Raw genomic sequence first — 18,096 nt, 5'->3', positions numbered from 1 at the left:
TGCAGTGTCTCCTGTGCTCGCTGTTGGTTCTTGTGAGCCGGGTCCGATTGTTTCACGGGCCGCACGGCGTTGCCCTCACAGCGTCGGGCACCGCTACCGGTGGCCGCTGACACATACGTAAAACTGGAAGCGCGGCGTATCCACAGCCGCAGGTATTGTCAAGAGGGGCAAGCTCACCATAACGGGTATTTTGACCTTGCGAAGCGACGGATGGATCGGAGAGCACGCGTGACGCGCAGCGTGTACGTGACCGGTATCGACCGCGGCGACGGCCGCCAGGTCGTCGAGCTGGGAGTGATGGAACTCCTGACCCGCCATGTGGACCGGGTGGGCGTCTTCCGCCCGCTGGTGCACGACGGACCCGACCGCCTGTTCGAACTCCTGCGGGCCCGCTACCGGCTCTCCCAGCCCGCCGAGACCGTCTACGGCCTCGGCTACGAGGAGGCCGCCCGCCTCCAGGCCGAGCAGGGCACCGACGAGCTGGTCTCCCAGCTCGTCGAGCGTTTCCACCGGGTGGCCAGGGACCACGAGTACGTCCTGGTGCTCGGCTCCGACTACGCGGCCACCAGCCTGCCCGCCGAGCTGAACCTCAACGCCCGGCTGGCGAACGAGTTCGGCGCCGCGGTGCTGCCCGTCGTCGGCGGCCAGGGCCAGGAGGCCGCGTCGGTCCGCTCCGAGGCGCGCAACGCCTACCAGGCCTACCACTCGCTGGGCTGCGACGTCGTCGCGCTGGTCGTGAACCGGGTGGCGCCCGAGCAGCACCCGGCCGTCGCCGAGCAGCTCTCCGCCCACCTGCCCGTCCCCTGCTACGCCCTTCCCGAGGACGGCGCCCTCTCCGCGCCCACCGTCGGCCAAATCGTGCACGCGCTCGGCGCCGAGGTGCTGCTCGGCGACGACTCGGGGCTGGCCCGCGACGCCCGTGACTTCGTCTTCGGCGGCGCCATGCTGCCGACGTTCCTGAAGGCGCTGACCCCCGGCTGCCTGGTCGTGACCCCGGGCGACCGCGCCGACCTGGTGATCGGCTCGCTCGCCGCGCACAGCGCCGGTGCCCCGTCCATAGCCGGTGTCCTGCTGACCCTGGACGAGCGTCCGGGCCCCGACATCATGGCGCTGGCCAACCGGCTGGCCCCCGGCACGCCGGTGATCTCGGTGTCCGGCGGCTCCTTCCCCACCGCCGCCGAGCTGTTCGCCGTCGAGGGCAAGCTGAACGCCGCGGCCCCGCGCAAGGCGGAGACCGCCCTCGGCCTGTTCGAGCGGCATGTGGACACCGCCGAGCTGACGAACCGCATCTCCGTCGCCCGGTCCGGCCGCGTCACGCCGATGATGTTCGAGCACGAGCTGATCGAGCGCTCCCGCTCGGGCCGCCGCCGTGTCGTCCTGCCGGAGGGCAACGAGGAGCGGGTGCTGCGCGCCGCCGATGTCCTGCTGCGCCGCGACGTGTGCGACCTGACGCTGCTGGGCGAGGAGGCGGCGATCCGCAAGCGCGCCGCCGACATGGCCATCGACCTGGACGGCGCGCAGATCATCGACCCGCAGGTCTCCCCGCTGCGCGAGCGCTTCGCCGAGCTGTACGGCAAGCTCCGCGCCCACAAGGGCGTCACCTACGAGCTGGCGTACGACGTCGTCGCGGACGTGTCCTACTTCGGCACCCTGATGGTGCAGGAAGGCCTGGCCGACGGCATGGTCTCCGGCGCGGTGCACTCCACCGCGGCCACCATCCGCCCCGCCTTCGAGATCATCAAGACCAGGCCGGGGGCGCAGATCGTCTCCTCGGTCTTCTTCATGTGCCTGGCCGACCGCGTCCTGGTCTACGGCGACTGCGCGGTCAACCCCGACCCCGACGCCGAGCAGCTCGCGGACATCGCCATCCAGTCGGCGGCCACCGCGGCGCAGTTCGGCGTCGAGCCCCGGATCGCGATGCTGTCGTACTCCACCGGCACCTCCGGCTCCGGCGCGGACGTCGACAAGGTCCGCAAGGCCACCGAGCTGGTCCGCGAGCGCCGTCCCGACCTGCTGGTCGAGGGCCCGATCCAGTACGACGCCGCCGTGGACGCCGCGGTGGCCAGGACCAAGCTGCCGGATTCGGAGGTCGCCGGCCGGGCCACGGTGCTGGTCTTCCCCGACCTGAACACCGGCAACAACACCTACAAGGCCGTGCAGCGCTCGGCCAACGCGGTCGCCGTCGGCCCGGTGCTCCAGGGCCTGCGCAAGCCGGTCAACGACCTCTCGCGCGGCGCGCTGGTCCAGGACATCGTCAACACGGTGGCCATCACGGCCATCCAGGCGCAGGGCGCGGCACCGGGCGGCTCGCCCGCCGCCGACGCCTGACGCCCCCGGCCGCCCCCACCACCAACCGAAAGCTGCTTCATGACTGCCAACGCCACCCGCGTCCTCGTCCTCAACTCCGGCTCCTCTTCGGTGAAGTACCAGCTGCTCGACATGAAGGACGGCTCCCGGCTCGCCGTGGGTCTCGTCGAGCGCATCGGCGAGCAGACCTCGCGCCTGTCCCACACCCCGCTGGCCACCGGCGGCGACAAGCGGGAGCGCGAGGCCCGGATAGCCGACCACGAGGAGGCGCTGCGGGCGGTCGCCGACGAGCTGTCCGCGGACGGGCTCGGCCTGGACTCGCCCGAGCTGGCGGCGATCGGCCACCGGGTGGTGCACGGCGGCCTGAAGTTCACCGCGCCGACCGTGATCGACGACGCGGTGCTCACGGAGATCGAGCGGCTGGTGCCGGTGGCGCCGCTGCACAACCCGGCGAACATCACCGGCATCAGGACCGCGCAGGCGCTGCGGCCCGACCTGCCGCAGGTCGCGGTCTTCGACACCGCCTTCCACACCACGATGCCGGAGCACGCGGCGCGCTACGCCATCGACGTGGAGACGGCCGACGCGCACCGCATCCGCCGCTACGGCTTCCACGGCACCTCGCACGCGTATGTGTCGCGCAGGACCGCCGAGCTGCTCGGCAAGGCACCCGAGGACGTCAACGTCATCGTGCTGCACCTGGGCAACGGCGCCTCCGCCTCGGCGGTGGCCGGCGGCCGCTGCGTGGACACCTCCATGGGGCTGACCCCGCTGGAGGGCCTGGTCATGGGCACCCGGTCCGGTGACATCGACCCGGCCGTGGTCTTCCACCTCAAGCGGGTGGCGGGCATGGACGCGGACGAGATCGACGAGCTGCTCAACAAGAAGAGCGGGCTGATCGGGCTCTGCGGCGACAACGACATGCGGGAGATCCGCCGCCGTATCGACGAGGGCGACCGGCAGGCGGCGCTCGCCTTCGAGATCTACATCCACCGGCTGAAGAAGTACATCGGCGCCTACAGCGCGGTGCTGGGCCGGGTGGACGCGGTGGCGTTCACCGCGGGCGTCGGCGAGAACGCCGCCCCGGTGCGCGAGGCCGCGGTCACCGGCCTGGAGGAGCTGGGGCTGGCGGTGGACGCCGAGCTGAACGCCGTACGGTCCGACAAGGCGCGGCTGATATCGCCGGAGTACGCCCGGGTCGCGGTCGCCGTCGTCCCCACCGACGAGGAGCTGGAGATCGCCAACCAGACATACGCCCTGGTCAGCAACTGACCTCGGGCCTCCCGGCCGGGCGCTGCCGGCATCCGCGCGGCGCCCGGCCGGCACACCGCTTCCGGGCACCCGAGCCCCAATAATTCCGCTCCGAAACAAACGATAGGATTGAGCCATGCGCCGTTCCAAAATCGTCTGCACCCTGGGCCCCGCCGTCGACTCCTACGACCAGCTGAAGACGCTGATCGAGGCCGGCATGAACGTGGCCCGATTCAACATGAGCCACGGCACCCACGCGGAGCACGAGGAGCGCTACCACCGCGTCCGCAAGGCCGCCGAGGAGACCGGCCGCGCCATCGGCGTGCTGGCCGACCTCCAGGGCCCCAAGATCCGCCTGGAGACCTTCGCCGACGGCCCCGTTGAGCTGGTGCGCGGTGACGAGTTCGTCATCACCACCGAGGACGTGCCCGGCGACAAGACCATCTGCGGCACGACCTACAAGGGTCTGCCGGGCGACGTCTCCAAGGGCGACCCGGTCCTGATCAACGACGGCAACGTCGCGCTCCAGGTCGTCGAGGTCGACGGCCCCCGGGTGCGCTGCATCGTCATCGAGGGCGGCGTGATCTCCGACCACAAGGGCATCAACCTGCCCGGCGCGGCGGTCAACGTCCCGGCGCTGTCCGAGAAGGACATCGACGACCTGAAGTTCGCCCTGAACATGGGCTGCGACCTGGTCGCCCTGTCCTTCGTGCGGGACGCCAAGGACGTCAACGACGTGCACCGCGTCATGGACGAGGTCGGCCGGCGCGTCCCGGTGATCGCCAAGGTGGAGAAGCCGCAGGCGGTCAACAACATGGAGCAGGTCGTCGCGGCCTTCGACGGCGTGATGGTGGCCCGTGGCGACCTCGCCGTGGAGTACCCCCTCGAAAAGGTCCCGATGGTGCAGAAGCGCCTGGTGGAGATGTGCCGGCGGAACGCCAAGCCGGTGATCGTGGCGACCCAGATGATGGAGTCGATGATCACCAACTCGCGGCCGACCCGCGCCGAGGCGTCCGATGTCGCCAACGCGATCCTGGACGGCGCGGACGCGGTCATGCTCTCCGCCGAGTCCTCGGTCGGCCAGTACCCGATCGAGACCGTCAAGACGATGTCGAAGATCGTCGAGGCGGCCGAGGAGGAGCTGCTGTCCAAGGGCCTGCAGCCGCTGGTCCCGGGCAAGAAGCCCCGTACGCAGGGCGGCGCGGTGGCCCGCGCGGCGGCCGAGATGGCCGACTTCCTCAACGGCAAGGCCCTGATCGCCTTCACCAAGTCCGGTGACACCGCCCGCCGCCTGTCCCGCTACCGCGCGGCCCAGCCGATCCTGGCCTTCACCACGGACGCCGCCACCCGCAACCAGCTCGCGCTGAGCTGGGGCGTGGAGACCTTCGTCGTGCCGCACGTGGAGCACACCGACGAGATGGTCGACCTGGTCGACGCCGAGCTGCTCAAGCTCCAGCGCTACAACGACGGCGACACCATGATCATCACGGCCGGTTCGCCCCCCGGCGTCCCCGGCACCACCAACATGGTCCGCGTCCACCACCTGGGCGGCGACCGCGGCTGACCGCCCGCCAGGACCCGAACACGACTGTGGGCCGCATCCCGTAGGGGGTGCGGCCCACAGCCGTACGCCGGGGCGGGTTCAGCCCGTGATCGACTGGTGCAGCCCCGGAATCGTCAGGGTGCCGCCGAACTGGCCCGCCTGCGTGATCTTCACCTTGGTGAAGTACGCGAAGGGGACGTTGACGGGCGGCGGGTGCTCCGGGTCGAAGACGATCGGTATCAGCCCGAAGAGGTTGCCCTGGAGGCGCTCGGTGTACATGGTGACCTTGCCGTCGCGGATCGTCGAGGTCGAGCCCGCGGCCGCCTGGACGTGGTACTTCTTCCCGGCCGGGCCGTCGACGATCTGGTGGAGGTCGCCGATGTCGATGCTGTCGGCGGTGAACTTCAGGGCCTGCTTGGTCCGGCCGTTGGGCATCGTGAGGTTGACGACGCCCTCGTAGTCCAGGCCGCGCAGGGTCAGGCCGCTGGACTCCAGCTGCCACGGCTGGTTCGGGACGGAGGTCGGGGGCTGCTCGGCCTTGCCGTCGGCCTTCTTCTCCTCGACGCAGGGGAACGGCTTCTTGCCGTCCGCGTCGGGGGCGTTCGGATCGGCGCTGCCGCTGGGGGACGGGGACGGCGACGGGAGGGCGTCGTCCGCCTTGTCCTTGTCCTTGGCGTCGTCCCCGGCCTTCCCGGCCTTGCCGGTGACGTCGTCGGCCGCCTTGCCCAGCTTGTCGGCGGTGTCCTTGAGCGGGTCGGTGGCCTTGCCGCCGGGCTTGCCCGCCGTACCGCCGGAGTCCTTGCCGGAGGGCGCGGAGGAGGACGGGGACGGGGACGGCGACGCACTCGGGCTGCCGGACTTCTGCTCGCCGGGGTGGAAGACGTCGTGCAGCTTCCTGCCCACGCCCAGCGGGTCGTACCAGGGGTTCTTTTCCGTGGGAGAGGCGGAAGGGGACGGGGTCGTGGACTTCCCCGTGGACGGGGACGGGGTGGGCTCGGGGGCCGTCCCGCTCTGGTCCGGGGCCGGGGTGGAGGCGCCGGGTGCCGGGGTGTCCTGGCCGGTGCCGGTGCCGGTGGGGTCCTTGTGCTCGGCGGCCTTTTCCTCAGCGGCCTTTTCCTTCGCCGCCCGGTCCTTGTCCGCCTTCTCCTTCTTCTCCTTCTCGGCCTTTTCCCTGGCCGCCTTGTCCTTCTCGGCCTTCTCCTTCGCGTCCTGCTCCGCCTTGTCGGGGACGCTGACGCACGGGCCGTTCCTGAAGGGGCTCTCCGGCGGCTGGGGCTTGGCCATCGCCAGCTGCGGCGTCAGACCCATGCCCATCAGGACGGCGGACGGCATCGCGGCTATCGCTATCGCCTTGCCGGCGGGCACGTGCAGCCGGGTCAGCAGCGGCTTGCGCGGGGCCGCGTGGCGCGGCCCGGTTCTCGCGCCAGGGGTGGCCGCGTTCGTCTCGTGCAGTTCGTCACCCGGCACTGTGCCTCCCGTTCGTCCCGTTGACCGGGCTCGCTCCTGACAGGTCGTCCGGTGTGCCGCCCGCGGGCCGGGCCGAGTCGTCGTCCTTGGGGGCGAGGGGCTTGCCCGGTGCCCAGGAGACCCCCAGCGCGCCGCCGATCAGGCCCAGCAGGAAGCCGACCACGAAGGCGCCGAAGTTGGAGACCACCAGGGAGACCAGGGACAGCAGGATCGCCGCCACGCCCGCGAAGACACGGGAGGCGGGCTGGAACCACATGGTCAGGCCGAGGACGACCAGGAGTACGCCGATGATCAGCGAGCCGGCGCCCGCGGTCGTCGCCATCCGGACGGTCAGGGAGCCGATCGTGAGGTTCGCGTAGGGGATGTACATGATCGGGAATCCGGCCAGCAGCGTCAGCACCCCGGCCCAGAACGGGCGCTGACCTCGCCACTCCCTAAACGAAGTGCGCTTGCGGCCGATGCTCTCGTTCAGCCGTGGTCGCGTGTCGGCGCTCATGTCGTACAGCTCCTCGGGACTGGCTAATCGGTGGTACGTGAGCTGGAGTGCGCGGTGCGGTGGCCGCCGGCGTACGGGCGCGGGGCGCGCGGACGGCGAAACCGCTCCGCCGCGCACACCCCTGCCCCCGTGCGCTCAGTGCGTCAGTAGCACTCGTTCTTGCCGCGGCTGACACTCATGTGCAGACCGCTGAGTTCGAACGTGCCGGCCGTGGTGGCCCACGCGCGCTGCTTGACGTCCTTGAACAGGACATGTTCGGCCTGCTGGGCGAAGGAGCCCGGGAGGTAGTCCCCTCTGCCCCCCTCGCCGGGCTTGGCCGGGCCGGGAGTCTTGCCGCGGGTGTCGTCCACCGAGACGCCGATGTCCACATTGGTGAACGTCGCGTTGGTCCGCAGGTCGTCGGCGTCGATGTAGAGCGTCTTCGCCTGGACCTTCGGGCCACCGCCGCCGCCCGCGTTGAGCCGCATCGTCACGTCGCCGAAGACCGGCACCGGCACCACGACCGACTGGCACAGATTGGTGATCGTGGCGGACTTCAGGCCCACCACGGCGACCGGGTGCTGGCCGTCCTTGCCCTTGTCGAGGGCGCCGTACTGGACGAACCCGTCACCGTCGAGTTCCTGCGCGGTGACCTTGAACTGCTGACCGGAGACGCTGAACGACGCCGCCAGCGCACCCTGCGCGATGGCGACTCCGATGGCAGCCGTCGCCGCGACGCTCGGCACCATGACAACGGCGAACCGCTTCCATCTGGTCCCGCCACGAGCCAGGGACTCCATGACTTTCCTCCTTCTCGGACGTACATCTCCGGTTGCGGTCCGCATCTCGGGGAGACGGCGGCCGTATCTGGGATGGGAGAAGTGCTACGTCCTCGGGAAGGAGAGCGCCCGTATCGAAAGGCGTACGAGCGTACGGCGTTCCGAATCACCGGCGATCACCCCCGAGCGACAACCACTGGCCACGCTCACGCATGGCCTTTGTCGGACAGGCCCTGCCGGGTGGGCAGGAACCCCCCTGTCCAGGACCGGTGGCGGCGCCGCCGGCCACTCGGTGGGGACCCATGAACTCCGCGGCACCGACCGGTTGCCGGGCGGCGGGAATGGACCGAGCGTGGCCGATCGTGGTGCATCGGCGGCTGTCGCACAAGGGGTTCGTTACTTGCGAGTAACGGAGAGATAACCACGGCGCGACGGCGCGAAATCGAGCGGGTACCCAGGGTTGTCGCCGACAGTGAGGGGACACGGGGGAAGCGGGGACAAACGCCCACAAACCCCCACCCCCCTCTTACTCCAAGTAACAGCGGCCACGATTACCAAGATTTGGTAAAACGTGGCCGCTGTCGAGTAGGGGACCCGCGTGTCTCAGGAGACGCGGGAGACCGGACGCCGAGGGGTCAGAACAGCACCCGCGCCAGTGCCGTACGCGCCGAAATCACCCGCGGGTCGTCGGTGCCGATGACCTCGAAAAGCTCCAGCAGCCGTACGCGCGCGGCCTCGCGGTCCTCGCCCGCCGTACGCCGGACGGCGTCCACCAGCCGCCCGAAGGCGTCCTCGACATGGCCGCCGACCAGGTCCAGGTCGGCCGCCTTGATCTGCGCCTGCACGTCGCCGGGGGCGTCGGCCGCGGCCTTGCGCACCTCCTGCGGGTCCAGGTCCCGCACCCGGCGCAGCAGTTCGGCCTGCGCCAGGCCGAGCTTGGCCTCCGGGTTGGCCGGGTCGTCGGAGAGCACGTTCTTGTACGCCTGGACGGCGCCGTCGAGGTCGCCGTTGTCCAGCGCCTGGTTCGCGGCCTCCAGGAGCGCGTCGTAGGGGCCCACCGGCTCGGGGGCGTCGTCCTGCGGCTGCTGCTCGGCGTCGGCCGGGTCGACGGGCGCGCCCACGATCCCGAACTGCTGCTCGGCGGCCTGCACGAGCTGGTCCAGCACCTGGCGGATCTGCGCCTCCGGGGCCGCGCCCTGGAACAGCGGGATCGGCTGGCCGGCGACGACCGCGAAGACGGCCGGGATGCCCTGCACGCCGAACTGCTGGAACAGCGCCTGGTTGGCGTCGACATCGATCTTGGCCAGCACGAACTTGCCGGCGTACTCCCCCGCCAGCCGCTCCAGCAGCGGGCCGAGCTGCTTGCACGGCTCGCACCACTCGGCCCAGAAGTCGATGACGACCGGGACCTCGGTGGAGCGCTGGAGGATGTCCTGCTGGAACCCCGCCTCGTCGACGTCGAACACCAGACGGGCGCCGCCTGTGGGCCGCCCCGTGCGGGCCGCCTCGGCGCGCGCCTGCTCCGCCTTCTGCTTGGCTTCCCCGGCCGCCTTCACCGCGGCGAGGTCGACGACTCCACTCATGGACATGTTGCGTGGCTGCATGGGTCTATCCTCCCCCTTCCGCGGACCATCGCGAAAAGCGGTGCCGAAAATTCACGGTGCGCGAAAAACGCGCGGCGCCGGCCCGTCCGTGCGGCCCGCCGGTGTGCCGGCGCAGGACGGAGATGCCGCGTTCCGCCGGTCCCCGAGGGGCCGGTGGTGCTGCTGCGGCCCCGGGTCCCCACCCGCGGCCTGTGGTTGTCGCGTCCGGGGCGCGCCGTCGCGGCCACACCCTTTCGCTACGACCCGTAGCGTAACTGTGCGGCTCCCCGGCCGGGCAACCCCGCACCGAATCCGTCCGCGTGATCTGCCTCACGAGGACGGGTCCGCGAAAGGCTACTGGCCGGTATGGTCGCCCCCATGCACCGCTGCCCCCTCACCGGCACCAGCTCCCCCGCGGGCCGTGCGGGCTCCCGGAGCCGTACGGGCCGGCCGCGCAGCGCCGAGGCGGACCGCGCGATCCTCGACGCCACCCGCGCCGCGCTGGTCGAGCTGGGCTGGGGCAAGCTCACGATGAGCGATGTGGCCGCCCGCGCCGGGGTGGCCAAGACGACGCTCTACCGCCGCTGGGCCAACAAGAACGAACTGGTCCTGGACGCCGTCGCGGTCCTCTTCGACGAGCTGGAACTGCCCGACCGGGGCTGCCTCCAGGCCGACATCGAGGGCGTCGTCCTGCAGTTCGCCTCGCTGCTGGCCCACCCGGAGACCAAGACGGCGCTGATGGCCGTGGTCGCCGAGTCCACCACCGACGAGGCGCTGCGCGCACGCATCCGCTCCGCGGTGGTGGAGCGGCAGAAGCGGCTGGTGGTCCTCGGGCGCGAGCGGGCCCAGGCGCGCGGGGAACTGCCGCCGGACCCCGCCGGCGAGGAGGGCGCGGCAGCGGCGGGCCGGGCGGTGGGCCTGATCTTCGACGTGATCGCGGGCGCGGTCGTGCACCGGGCACTGGTCAGCGCGGAGCCGGTGGACGAGCTGTGGGCGCAGCAGTTCAGCACGCTGCTGCTGGCCGGTCTGGGCGGCCTGGCCGGACCCGCGGAGACGGAAGCGGGCCCGCCCGGAACGTAGCGCTCCGGGCGGGCCCGCGGTCTTCGTACGGCCCCGCCGCGCGGACCCCGTACGGCCCGCCGCTCAGACCTGGTAGCGGTCCGCCGCGAACAGGTGCACGTGCTCCGCGACCCACTCCGACGTCCGCTTCAGTCCCTCCTCCAGGGACACTTCGGGCGTCCATCCCGACCACTCCAGCGCCCGCGAATTGTCCGAAAGCAGTCGCTGGACCTCGCTTCCGGCGGGCCGCAGCCGCGAACCTTCCACCACCACCTCGGCGTCCCGCCCGGACGCGGCTATCAGGGCCCGCGCCAGATCCCCGATGGAGATCTCGCGTCCCGTACCGAGGTTGACGACCTCGCCCAGCGCCCGGTCGCAGTCGGCCATCGCCAGGAACCCGGCCGCGGTGTCGGTGACATAGGTGAAGTCGCGGGTCGGCGCGAGCGAGCCCAGCCTGATCTGCCGGGAGCCGGAGTGCAGCTGGGCCAGGATGGTGGGGATGACGGCGCGCGCCGACTGGCGCGGGCCGTAGGTGTTGAACGGGCGGACGACCGTGACCGGCAGCTCGAAGGCGTGCCAGTGGGAGAGCGCCATCATGTCCGCGCCGATCTTCGAGGCGGAGTACGGGGACTGCGGCTGGAGCGGGTGGTCCTCGCCGATGGGCGCGGTCAGCGCGGTGCCGTACACCTCGCTGGTCGAGGTGTGCACCAGGCGGCGCACGGAGTGCCGGCGGCACGCCTCGGCGAGATTCTCGGTGCCCACGACGTTGGTCTGCACGTAGGCGCCGGGCGAGTCGTAGCTGTACGGGATGCCGATGAGGGCGGCGAGATGGAAGACCGTGTCGCAGCCGGCCACCGCGTCCGCCACCCGCCCGGCGTCGCGCACATCGCCCGCGATCATCTCGACCGGGCTGTCCGGGCCCAGGTAGCGGGCGAGGTGGCCCTTCTCGGCGTACGGCTTGTAGTGCACGAAGGCGCGGACCTTCGCGCCGTACCCGACGAGCTGGTCCACCAGCGTGGAGCCGATGAAGCCCTCGGCACCGGTGACCAGGACGGTGCGGCCCTTCCAGCGGGCTTCCATGACGGCGTGGTCGGTGGTGCTCATGCGGTCTCCTTCAGGAAAGGGGTGGAGGGGTGGGACGCGGGGTGGCCGGCCAGCGTCAGGACCTTGGCGGCCAGCAGGTCGGCGGCCCGCGCGTGGGTGCCGGGGTCGGCGGCCTGCCCCATGGCGGCCAGCCGGTCGGGGTCGTCGAGCAGCGGCGTGACGAGCGCGTCCAGGCGCTCCGCGGTGGTCTCGGCGTCCGGCAGCAGGACGGCGGCGCCCGCGTCGGACAGCACCCGCGCGTTGTGCGTCTGGTGGTCGCCGGGCGCGTGCGGATACGGCACCAGGACCGCCGGCATCCCGATCGTCGCCAGCTCGGCGACGGTCGCCGAACCGGCCCGGCACACCACCAGGTCGGCGGCGGCGTAGGCCAGGTCCATCCGGTCCAGGTACGGGACGGCCTCGGCGACCGCCGCGCCGCCCGTCGCCACCAGCCGCTCCCGGGTCTCCTCCAGGGCGGCGGGCCCGGTCTTGACCAGCAGCCGCACGTCCGTACGGGACCGGTGGCGGGCCGCGAGTCCGACCGCGGCCTCGGTGAGCCGGGCCGCGCCCAGGCTGCCGCCGTTGACGAGCAGCAGCCGGGCGCCCTCCGGCACGCCCAGTTCGCGGCGCGCCCGCGCCCGCAGAGCCATGCGGTCCAGGCCCGCCAGCGGCCCGACCAGCGGCATGCCGACCGTTTCGGCGCGCTCACCGCCGACCAGGTGCGCGCGGCTGCGGTCGAAGGCGAGGGCGATGTGCGGGGTGAGCCGGGCGGCGAACTTGTTGGCCCGGCCGGGCACCGCGTTGGACTCGTGGACCAGGCTGGGCAGCCCGGCCAGCCGCGCCCCGACGATGACCGGCGCGCTCGGGTAGCCGCCCATGCCGACCGCGACCTGGGCGCCCTGGGCGCGCAGGATCGAGCGGCACTGGGCGCCGGATCTCAGCAGCGCGGCGGGCAGCAGGTAGCGCTTGGCGCCGAGCGACGGGTCGAAGGGAATCATGTCCACGGTGTGCAGGCGGTATCCGGCCTGCGGGATGAGCCGCGTCTCCAGCCCGCGCTCCGTACCGACGAAGGAGACCACCGCGTCGGGCACGGCCCGTCGCAGGGCGTCCGCGAGGGCGAGCCCGGGGTAGATGTGGCCGCCGGTACCTCCCGCACCGATGACGACTGAGAGTGGTGTGCGCATGGCCGCCACGCTCGCGAAGCGCCCTAAGAAGGTTCTAAGACACAGGTTTGGCAGCCTGTGTCCATGCCGTCCTCGCCCGCGCCGCACCCCGCGCACCGCAACGCCGCCCAGCGGCCCGCCGCCCCGTCCCCGCCGAAGATCCTCGTCGTCGACGACGAACCGGAGGTGCGGGCCGCCGTCGAGGACGGCCTGAGCGTGGAGGGGTACGCGGTACGCGGCGCCTCCGACGGACTGGCCGCGCTCTCCGAGGTGGCCTCCTGGCAGCCGGACGCGATCGTCCTGGACGTGATGATGCCGGTGCTGGACGGCCTGGCGGTCTGCCGCAGGCTGCGCGCGCTGGACGACCGTACGCCGATCCTCGTGCTGACCGCGCTGGACTCGGTCAGCGAGCGGGTGGACGGGCTGGACGCGGGCGCCGACGACTATCTCGTCAAGCCGTTCGCGCTGGACGAGCTGGTCGCGCGCGTACGGGCGCTGCTGCGCCGCGCGTCGGCGTCCGCCGCCGACGACACCTCGCTCTCCTTCGGCGACCTGGTCGTCGACCCGGTGACCCGCACCGGCCACCGGGGCGGGCGGCCGCTGGAGTTCAGCCGTACGGAATGGGCCCTGCTGGAACTGCTCCTGCTGCATCCCGGACAGGTGATGCCGCGCGAGATGATCCTGGAGCGGGTGTGGGGCCGCGACTTCGGCCCGGATTCCAACTCCCTGGCCGTATACGTCGGTTACCTGCGCCGCAAACTGGAGGCGGGCGGCGAGCCGCGGCTGGTGCACACCGTGCACGGCGTCGGCTACCGCCTGGACCAGGCGGACCACACGGCCCGCGAGGCCGGGACGGGACGGGCGTGAGCGGGCGGCGCGGTCTGGGCGCGCGCTGGCGCCGTCGCCGCCCGCTGCGGACGCGGCTGGCGATCGCCGCGTCCGCCGCCGTGGCCCTGGTGGCGATCGGCATCTGTACGGCGGCGTTCTTCATCATCCGCTACCAGATGACCCGTCAGCTGGAACTGAACCTGGCCCAGACAGCGGCCCAGTACAGCGAGAAGTTCCGCAAGTGGGGCCCGACTGCGGGCGACACGAGCTGCCGATTCCAGGCCGTGCCCTGCGTCCAGTCGGTCCCCGCCGACAAGTCCAGGGACCCGCGCGACCCCTACGCGCTGCCGGTCGACGACACCACCCGCGAGGTCGCCGCCGGCCGGCACGCGCCGTACTACACCAAGCTGACCGTGGCCGGTTACCCGGTGCGGATGTACACCATGCGGCTGCGCGGCACGGACGAGGCGCTCCAAGTGGCGCTGCGCACGGACACCGTGCAGCGTGGCGTCCAGAAGTCCGCGCTGGCACTGGCCGGAGTGGGCGGCGCGGGCGTACTGCTGGCTGCCGGGCTCGGCTACTGGGTCTCGCGCACCGGGCTGGCCCCGGTCGCCCGGCTCACCGCCACCGCCGAACGCATCGCCGCCACCCGCGACGCCCGGCACCGCATCGAACTGCCCGCCGGGCCGCCCGGCCGCGAGGACGAGGTCACCCGGCTCGCCGCCAGCTTCAACACCATGCTTGGCGAGCTGGAACAGTCGGTCGCGGCGCAGCGCCGGCTCGTCGCGGACGCCTCCCACGAGCTGCGCACCCCGCTGACCGCGCTGCGCACCAACGCCGAGCTGCTCGCCCGCGCCGACCGGCTGAGCGGCGCGCAGCGCGACCGCGCGTCCGGCGCCCTGGCCCGGCAGCTGCGCGAGGTCACCACGCTCGTCAACGACCTGATCGAACTGGCCCGGGACGAGGAGCCGCAGCCGCTGGTGGAACAGGTGCGCCCGGCGAAGCTGCTGGAACACGCGGTGGAGGCGGCCCGCGGCCACTGGCCGGAGATCGCGTTCACCGCGCGTATCGACGGGGCGGCGCGGGAGGCGGCCGTCCCGGGCGTACCGGCGCGGCTGTCCCGGCTGCTGACCAACCTCCTGGACAACGCGGCGAAGTTCTCGCCGCCCGGCGGCCCGGTCGAGACGGAACTCTCCGCCGGTGCGGACGGCCTGGTGCTGACCGTACGCGACCACGGCCCCGGCATCGCGGCCGAGGACCTGCCGCACGTCTTCGACCGCTTCTACCGCGCCGAGGCGGCCCGCGCGCTGCCCGGCTCCGGGCTCGGCCTGGCCATGGCCCGCCAGATCGCCCGCGCCCACCACGCCGAACTGACGGCCGCCCGGGCGCCGGGCGGCGGGGCGCTCTTCCGTCTCCGCTTCCCGGCGGGGTAGGACGGGACCGTACGGGTTCCCGAACAGGTACGGCGTACTACCCTGGGCCGGAATCACGGCCGGGTGGGGCCGGGCGGGCGGACCGGAAGGGGCGGGCGGTGAGCGGACGAGCGCGCCGTGCGCTGCCGGGCTTCCTGCCCCGCGCGCTGGCCGGCCTGTGGGCGGTCCTGCTGGTCCTGGCCGGTACGTCCGGCACGGCAGGCGCCGCGCCGGGCCCGTTGGGGCCCGTCCCGCCGGCTGCCACCGCGAACCCCGCGGCCACCGCTTCCGGCCTCGCCTGGACCGCTTCCCGGCCATCATCCGCCGCCGCGCCCCAGGCGCTCACGGCACACGCCGCGCCCGGTCACCCCCGGGCCGATGCCCGTCCCGCCCCGGACCGGCCGGTGGCCCGCCAGACCGCCGCCGCCCAGGTGCAAGGGGTCCTCCCGCACCCGCGCTTCCCCGGCCTCCCGGGCGCGCTGCCATCCGCGGCCCCGGCGCCCCGCCACTCCCCCTTCGGGTACGGCGAGACCGTCGGCCCCCGCCAGGAACGGGCGCCGCCCCCGGCCCGGTACTCCCCGCGCAGCCCGCGCGGACCCCCCTTCGTACGGAGCAGCTGACGCCCCAGGCGTACGGCCGCCCGCAGCACCGCCCTGCCCGGCGACGCCTCCGCGCGCCGCCGCGGCCCGGTGCGCGCGGCAGGCCCGCGCCCCGCCTCCGTACCCCTGAAGGGGAGATTCATGCCGTCCCGCGCTCCGTCGCGGCGCCCCTGGCGTGCGCTGATCGCGCTCGCCGTCGTCGCCGTGTCGCTGTTCTTCGCCCTGACCACCCCGGCCCGCCTCGGACTCGACCTCCGCGGCGGCACCCAGATCGTCCTGGAGACCAAGGACTCGCCCACCGCCCGCGCCGACTCCGCCGCCACCGACCGGGCCCTGGAGGTGCTGCGGCAGCGGGTCGACGCGCTCGGCGTCGCCGAACCGTCGCTGTCCCGCTCCGGCGCGCAGCGCATCGTCGCCGAACTGCCCGGTGTCCAGGACCCGAAGGAGGCCGTCGAGGTCATCGGCCGCACCGCGCAGCTCACCTTCCACCCCGTACTCGCGTCCCTGCAGGACCCGAAGGGCACGCCGGAAGCGAAGGCCAAGGGCGACCGCACCCGCACCCTGCCCGACCCCGACGCCCCCGGGCAGGCGCTGCGGCTCGGTGCGGCCGCTCTGACCGGCGAGGGCGTCAAGGACGCGGAGGCCGTCTTCGACGCGCAGGGCGGCCGTGGCTGGACCGTCGACCTGGCGTTCCGCGGCGCCGCCGCCGACGCCTGGGCGCGGGTCACCGGCGAGGCGGCCTGCGCGGCGCCCGGCGATCCGGCCCGGCGGGTCGCGATCGTGCTGGACGACCGGATCATCTCCGCGCCCGGCATGCAGCAGAGCGTCCCCTGCAAGACCGGCATCAGCGGCGGCAGTGCGCAGATCACCGGCGGGTTCGACGACGCCGAGGCCCGTGACCTGGCGGCTCTCGTCAAGGGCGGCGCCCTGCCGGTCCCCGTCGAGGTCGTCGAACAGCGCACCGTCGGCCCGACGCTGGGCGCCGACGCGATCAAGGCCAGCGCCACCGCCGCCGTCATCGGCCTGCTGTGCACCGGCGTGTTCGTCATCGTCGTCTACCGGCTGCTGGGCGCGCTGGCCACCGCCGCGCTCGCCGCGTACGGACTGATCTCCTACGCCGCGCTCGTCGCCATGGGCGCCACCCTCACCCTCCCGGGCCTCGCCGGTTTCGTGCTCGCGATCGGCATGGCGGTGGACGCGAACGTGCTGGTCTTCGAGCGGGCCAGGGAGGAGTACGCGCGCCGCGCGGCCCGCTCCGGAGGCGATCTGCGGCGCCCGCTGCGCGAGGGCTTCGGCAAGGCGTGGAGCGCGATCATCGACTCGAACGTCACCACGCTGCTCGCCGCGGGCCTGCTGTTCTTCTTCGCGACCGGACCGGTCAAGGGCTTCGGCGTCACCCTGTCCATCGGCGTGCTGGCCTCGATGGTCTCGGCGCTCGTCATCACCCGGGTGCTGGCGCAGTGGGCGGTGCGCCGGGGCTGCGTACAGCGGCGGCCCGCGATCACCGGTATGGCGTCCGGGGGGCGGGTGCGGCGGTGGCTGGCCCGCCGCGAACCGCGGCTGATGCGGCGGCGCCGCACCTGGCTGGGGATCGGCGCCGGTCTGCTGCTGTTCGCCGTCGTCGGGATCGGGGTGCGCGGTCTGGAGTTCGGGGTGGAGTTCACCGGCGGCCGGCTCGTCGAGTACAGCACCAGCCGTACGGTGGACGCCGAGACGGCGCGCGAGGCCGTCTCGGAGGCGGGCTTCCCGCGTGCGGTCGTGCAGGAGTCGGGCGACGGCGGCATCAGCGTACGGACCGAGCGGCTGAGCGACGCCGAGCAGGAACGTATCCGTACGTCGCTCCAGGCCCCCGGCGGCTCGGTCGAGGTCGAGCGGGACGAGCTGATCGGCCCGAGCATGGGCAGCGAGCTGCGCGGCAAGGCGCTGATCGCGCTGGGCATCGCGGTCGCCGCCCAGCTGGTCTACCTGAGCATCCGCTTCCGCTGGACGTTCGCGACGGCCGCGGTCCTCGCCATGCTCGCGGACGTGGTCCTGGTGGTGGGCCTGTTCGCCTGGCTGGGCAAGCCGGTGGACAGCGTCTTCCTCGCGGCGCTGCTGACCGTCGTCGGCTACTCGGTCAACGACACGGTCGTGCTCTTCGACCGCGTACGGGAACTGCGGCGCGGCGCCAAGGGCGACCGGGCGGCGCGCGGCGCGGAGGGGCTCGCCCGGATCGCCGACCGGGCGATCGTGCAGACCGTGCCCCGTACGGTGAACACGGGGATGGGCGCCCTGTTCGTCCTCGCGGCGCTCGCGGCGCTGGGCGGCGACTCGCTGGCCGACTTCTCCGTGGCGCTGCTCGCGGGCGTCCTGTTCGGCATCGCCTCGACCGTCTTCACCGCCGCCCCGGCCGCCGTCGTCCTGGAGGGCCGCCACCCGGGTCCGGAGGCGCCCGCCGCGCGGCCGCGCGACAAGGCCGGGGCCGGGAACGGCGCGGTGGTCTGACATGACACCGGGGGCGGGGGCGCGCCCCGCCCCCCCCCCCGGGGAGGTGCGCCAAGAAACCCC

Annotated in this window: 14 protein-coding genes; 8 read left to right on the top strand and 6 right to left on the bottom strand. The window is 72.9% G+C overall.

The annotated features are described in order from the left end of the window. Positions 1 to 228: 228 nt before the first annotated feature. From pta to pyk, 3 genes are all read left to right on the top strand, one after another. Positions 229 to 2,328 carry a phosphate acetyltransferase gene (gene pta, locus ACFV57_RS32655; protein ID WP_385239613.1) on the top strand — a complete coding sequence of 700 codons (2,100 nt, stop codon included), beginning with the start codon at positions 229 to 231 and terminating at the stop codon, positions 2,326 to 2,328. Positions 2,329 to 2,367: 39 nt separating this feature from the next. Continuing rightward, entirely contained in the window at positions 2,368 to 3,579 is a 1,212-nt protein-coding gene (locus ACFV57_RS32650; RefSeq protein ID WP_385239611.1) for an acetate kinase, read from the top strand. 115 nt (positions 3,580 to 3,694) lie between these two features. Then, positions 3,695 to 5,122: a pyruvate kinase gene (gene pyk / locus ACFV57_RS32645; protein ID WP_385239609.1), complete on the top strand. Its 1,428-nt coding sequence runs from the start codon at positions 3,695 to 3,697 to the stop codon at positions 5,120 to 5,122. Between the two features lie 78 nt (positions 5,123 to 5,200). Here pyk and ACFV57_RS32640 read toward each other — a convergent pair whose 3' ends face one another. From ACFV57_RS32640 to ACFV57_RS32625, 4 genes are all read right to left on the bottom strand, one after another. Beyond that, positions 5,201 to 6,568: a hypothetical protein gene (locus ACFV57_RS32640; RefSeq protein ID WP_385239607.1), complete on the bottom strand. Its 1,368-nt coding sequence runs from the start codon at positions 6,566 to 6,568 to the stop codon at positions 5,201 to 5,203. After that, a complete protein-coding gene (locus tag ACFV57_RS32635) occupies positions 6,558 to 7,064 on the bottom strand; it encodes a DUF6114 domain-containing protein (RefSeq protein WP_385239605.1) in 507 nt (168 codons plus the stop codon). Before ACFV57_RS32635 ends, ACFV57_RS32640 begins: the two co-directional genes overlap by 11 nt. A gap of 143 nt (positions 7,065 to 7,207) precedes the next feature. Further along, entirely contained in the window at positions 7,208 to 7,843 is a 636-nt protein-coding gene (locus ACFV57_RS32630) for a DUF6230 family protein (protein WP_385239603.1), read from the bottom strand. A 614-nt stretch (positions 7,844 to 8,457) separates the two neighbouring features. Next, the gene (locus ACFV57_RS32625) at positions 8,458 to 9,426 is read right to left on the bottom strand and encodes a tetratricopeptide repeat protein (protein WP_385239601.1); all 969 of its coding nucleotides are present in this window, start codon (positions 9,424 to 9,426) and stop codon (positions 8,458 to 8,460) included. Positions 9,427 to 9,771: 345 nt separating this feature from the next. Here ACFV57_RS32625 and ACFV57_RS32620 point away from each other — a divergent pair, with 345 nt between their 5' ends. Further along, on the top strand, positions 9,772 to 10,485 hold the full coding sequence (locus ACFV57_RS32620) for a TetR/AcrR family transcriptional regulator (protein WP_385239599.1): 714 nt from the start codon (positions 9,772 to 9,774) through the stop codon (positions 10,483 to 10,485). A 63-nt stretch (positions 10,486 to 10,548) separates the two neighbouring features. Here ACFV57_RS32620 and ACFV57_RS32615 read toward each other — a convergent pair whose 3' ends face one another. Both ACFV57_RS32615 and ACFV57_RS32610 read right to left on the bottom strand, forming a co-directional pair. Then, positions 10,549 to 11,568 (bottom strand): GDP-mannose 4,6-dehydratase, encoded by a 1,020-nt coding sequence (locus tag ACFV57_RS32615; RefSeq protein ID WP_385239597.1) that lies wholly within the window; start codon positions 11,566 to 11,568, stop codon positions 10,549 to 10,551. Then, positions 11,565 to 12,731 (bottom strand): glycosyltransferase, encoded by a 1,167-nt coding sequence (locus ACFV57_RS32610; protein ID WP_385239595.1) that lies wholly within the window; start codon positions 12,729 to 12,731, stop codon positions 11,565 to 11,567. Before ACFV57_RS32610 ends, ACFV57_RS32615 begins: the two co-directional genes overlap by 4 nt. Before the next feature lie 63 nt (positions 12,732 to 12,794). Here ACFV57_RS32610 and ACFV57_RS32605 point away from each other — a divergent pair, with 63 nt between their 5' ends. From ACFV57_RS32605 to secD, 4 genes are all read left to right on the top strand, one after another. Then, a complete protein-coding gene (locus ACFV57_RS32605) occupies positions 12,795 to 13,577 on the top strand; it encodes a response regulator transcription factor (RefSeq protein WP_385239594.1) in 783 nt (260 codons plus the stop codon). After that, positions 13,574 to 14,971 carry a sensor histidine kinase gene (locus ACFV57_RS32600; RefSeq protein ID WP_385239592.1) on the top strand — a complete coding sequence of 466 codons (1,398 nt, stop codon included), beginning with the start codon at positions 13,574 to 13,576 and terminating at the stop codon, positions 14,969 to 14,971. Before ACFV57_RS32605 ends, ACFV57_RS32600 begins: the two co-directional genes overlap by 4 nt. Positions 14,972 to 15,069: 98 nt before the next feature. Continuing rightward, positions 15,070 to 15,570 (top strand): hypothetical protein, encoded by a 501-nt coding sequence (locus ACFV57_RS32595; RefSeq protein ID WP_385239591.1) that lies wholly within the window; start codon positions 15,070 to 15,072, stop codon positions 15,568 to 15,570. Between the two features lie 120 nt (positions 15,571 to 15,690). Next, a complete protein-coding gene (secD, locus tag ACFV57_RS32590; RefSeq protein ID WP_385239589.1) occupies positions 15,691 to 18,033 on the top strand; it encodes a protein translocase subunit SecD in 2,343 nt (780 codons plus the stop codon). Positions 18,034 to 18,096 lie beyond the last annotated feature (63 nt).

This window comes from Streptomyces sp. NPDC059788, from assembly GCF_042732265.1.
Lineage (GTDB): Bacteria > Actinomycetota > Actinomycetes > Streptomycetales > Streptomycetaceae > Streptomyces.
Note: the sequence above shows the minus strand (reverse complement) of the source record. Positions and strands in the feature narration are given on the sequence as shown.

What these genes read in the sequence shown, in the direction of transcription:
- ACFV57_RS32650 (WP_385239611.1), top strand. Translation starts at nt 2,368, where the DNA reads ATGACTGCCAACGCCACCCGCGTCCTCGTCCTCAACTCCGGCTCCTCT.
- pyk (WP_385239609.1), top strand. Translation starts at nt 3,695, where the DNA reads ATGCGCCGTTCCAAAATCGTCTGCACCCTGGGCCCCGCCGTCGACTCC.
- ACFV57_RS32635 (WP_385239605.1), bottom strand. Translation starts at nt 7,064, where the DNA reads ATGAGCGCCGACACGCGACCACGGCTGAACGAGAGCATCGGCCGCAAG.
- ACFV57_RS32630 (WP_385239603.1), bottom strand. Translation starts at nt 7,843, where the DNA reads ATGGAGTCCCTGGCTCGTGGCGGGACCAGATGGAAGCGGTTCGCCGTT.
- ACFV57_RS32625 (WP_385239601.1), bottom strand. Translation starts at nt 9,426, where the DNA reads ATGCAGCCACGCAACATGTCCATGAGTGGAGTCGTCGACCTCGCCGCG.
- ACFV57_RS32620 (WP_385239599.1), top strand. Translation starts at nt 9,772, where the DNA reads ATGGTCGCCCCCATGCACCGCTGCCCCCTCACCGGCACCAGCTCCCCC.
- ACFV57_RS32615 (WP_385239597.1), bottom strand. Translation starts at nt 11,568, where the DNA reads ATGAGCACCACCGACCACGCCGTCATGGAAGCCCGCTGGAAGGGCCGC.
- ACFV57_RS32610 (WP_385239595.1), bottom strand. Translation starts at nt 12,731, where the DNA reads ATGCGCACACCACTCTCAGTCGTCATCGGTGCGGGAGGTACCGGCGGC.
- ACFV57_RS32605 (WP_385239594.1), top strand. Translation starts at nt 12,795, where the DNA reads ATGCCGTCCTCGCCCGCGCCGCACCCCGCGCACCGCAACGCCGCCCAG.
- secD (WP_385239589.1), top strand. Translation starts at nt 15,691, where the DNA reads ATGCCGTCCCGCGCTCCGTCGCGGCGCCCCTGGCGTGCGCTGATCGCG.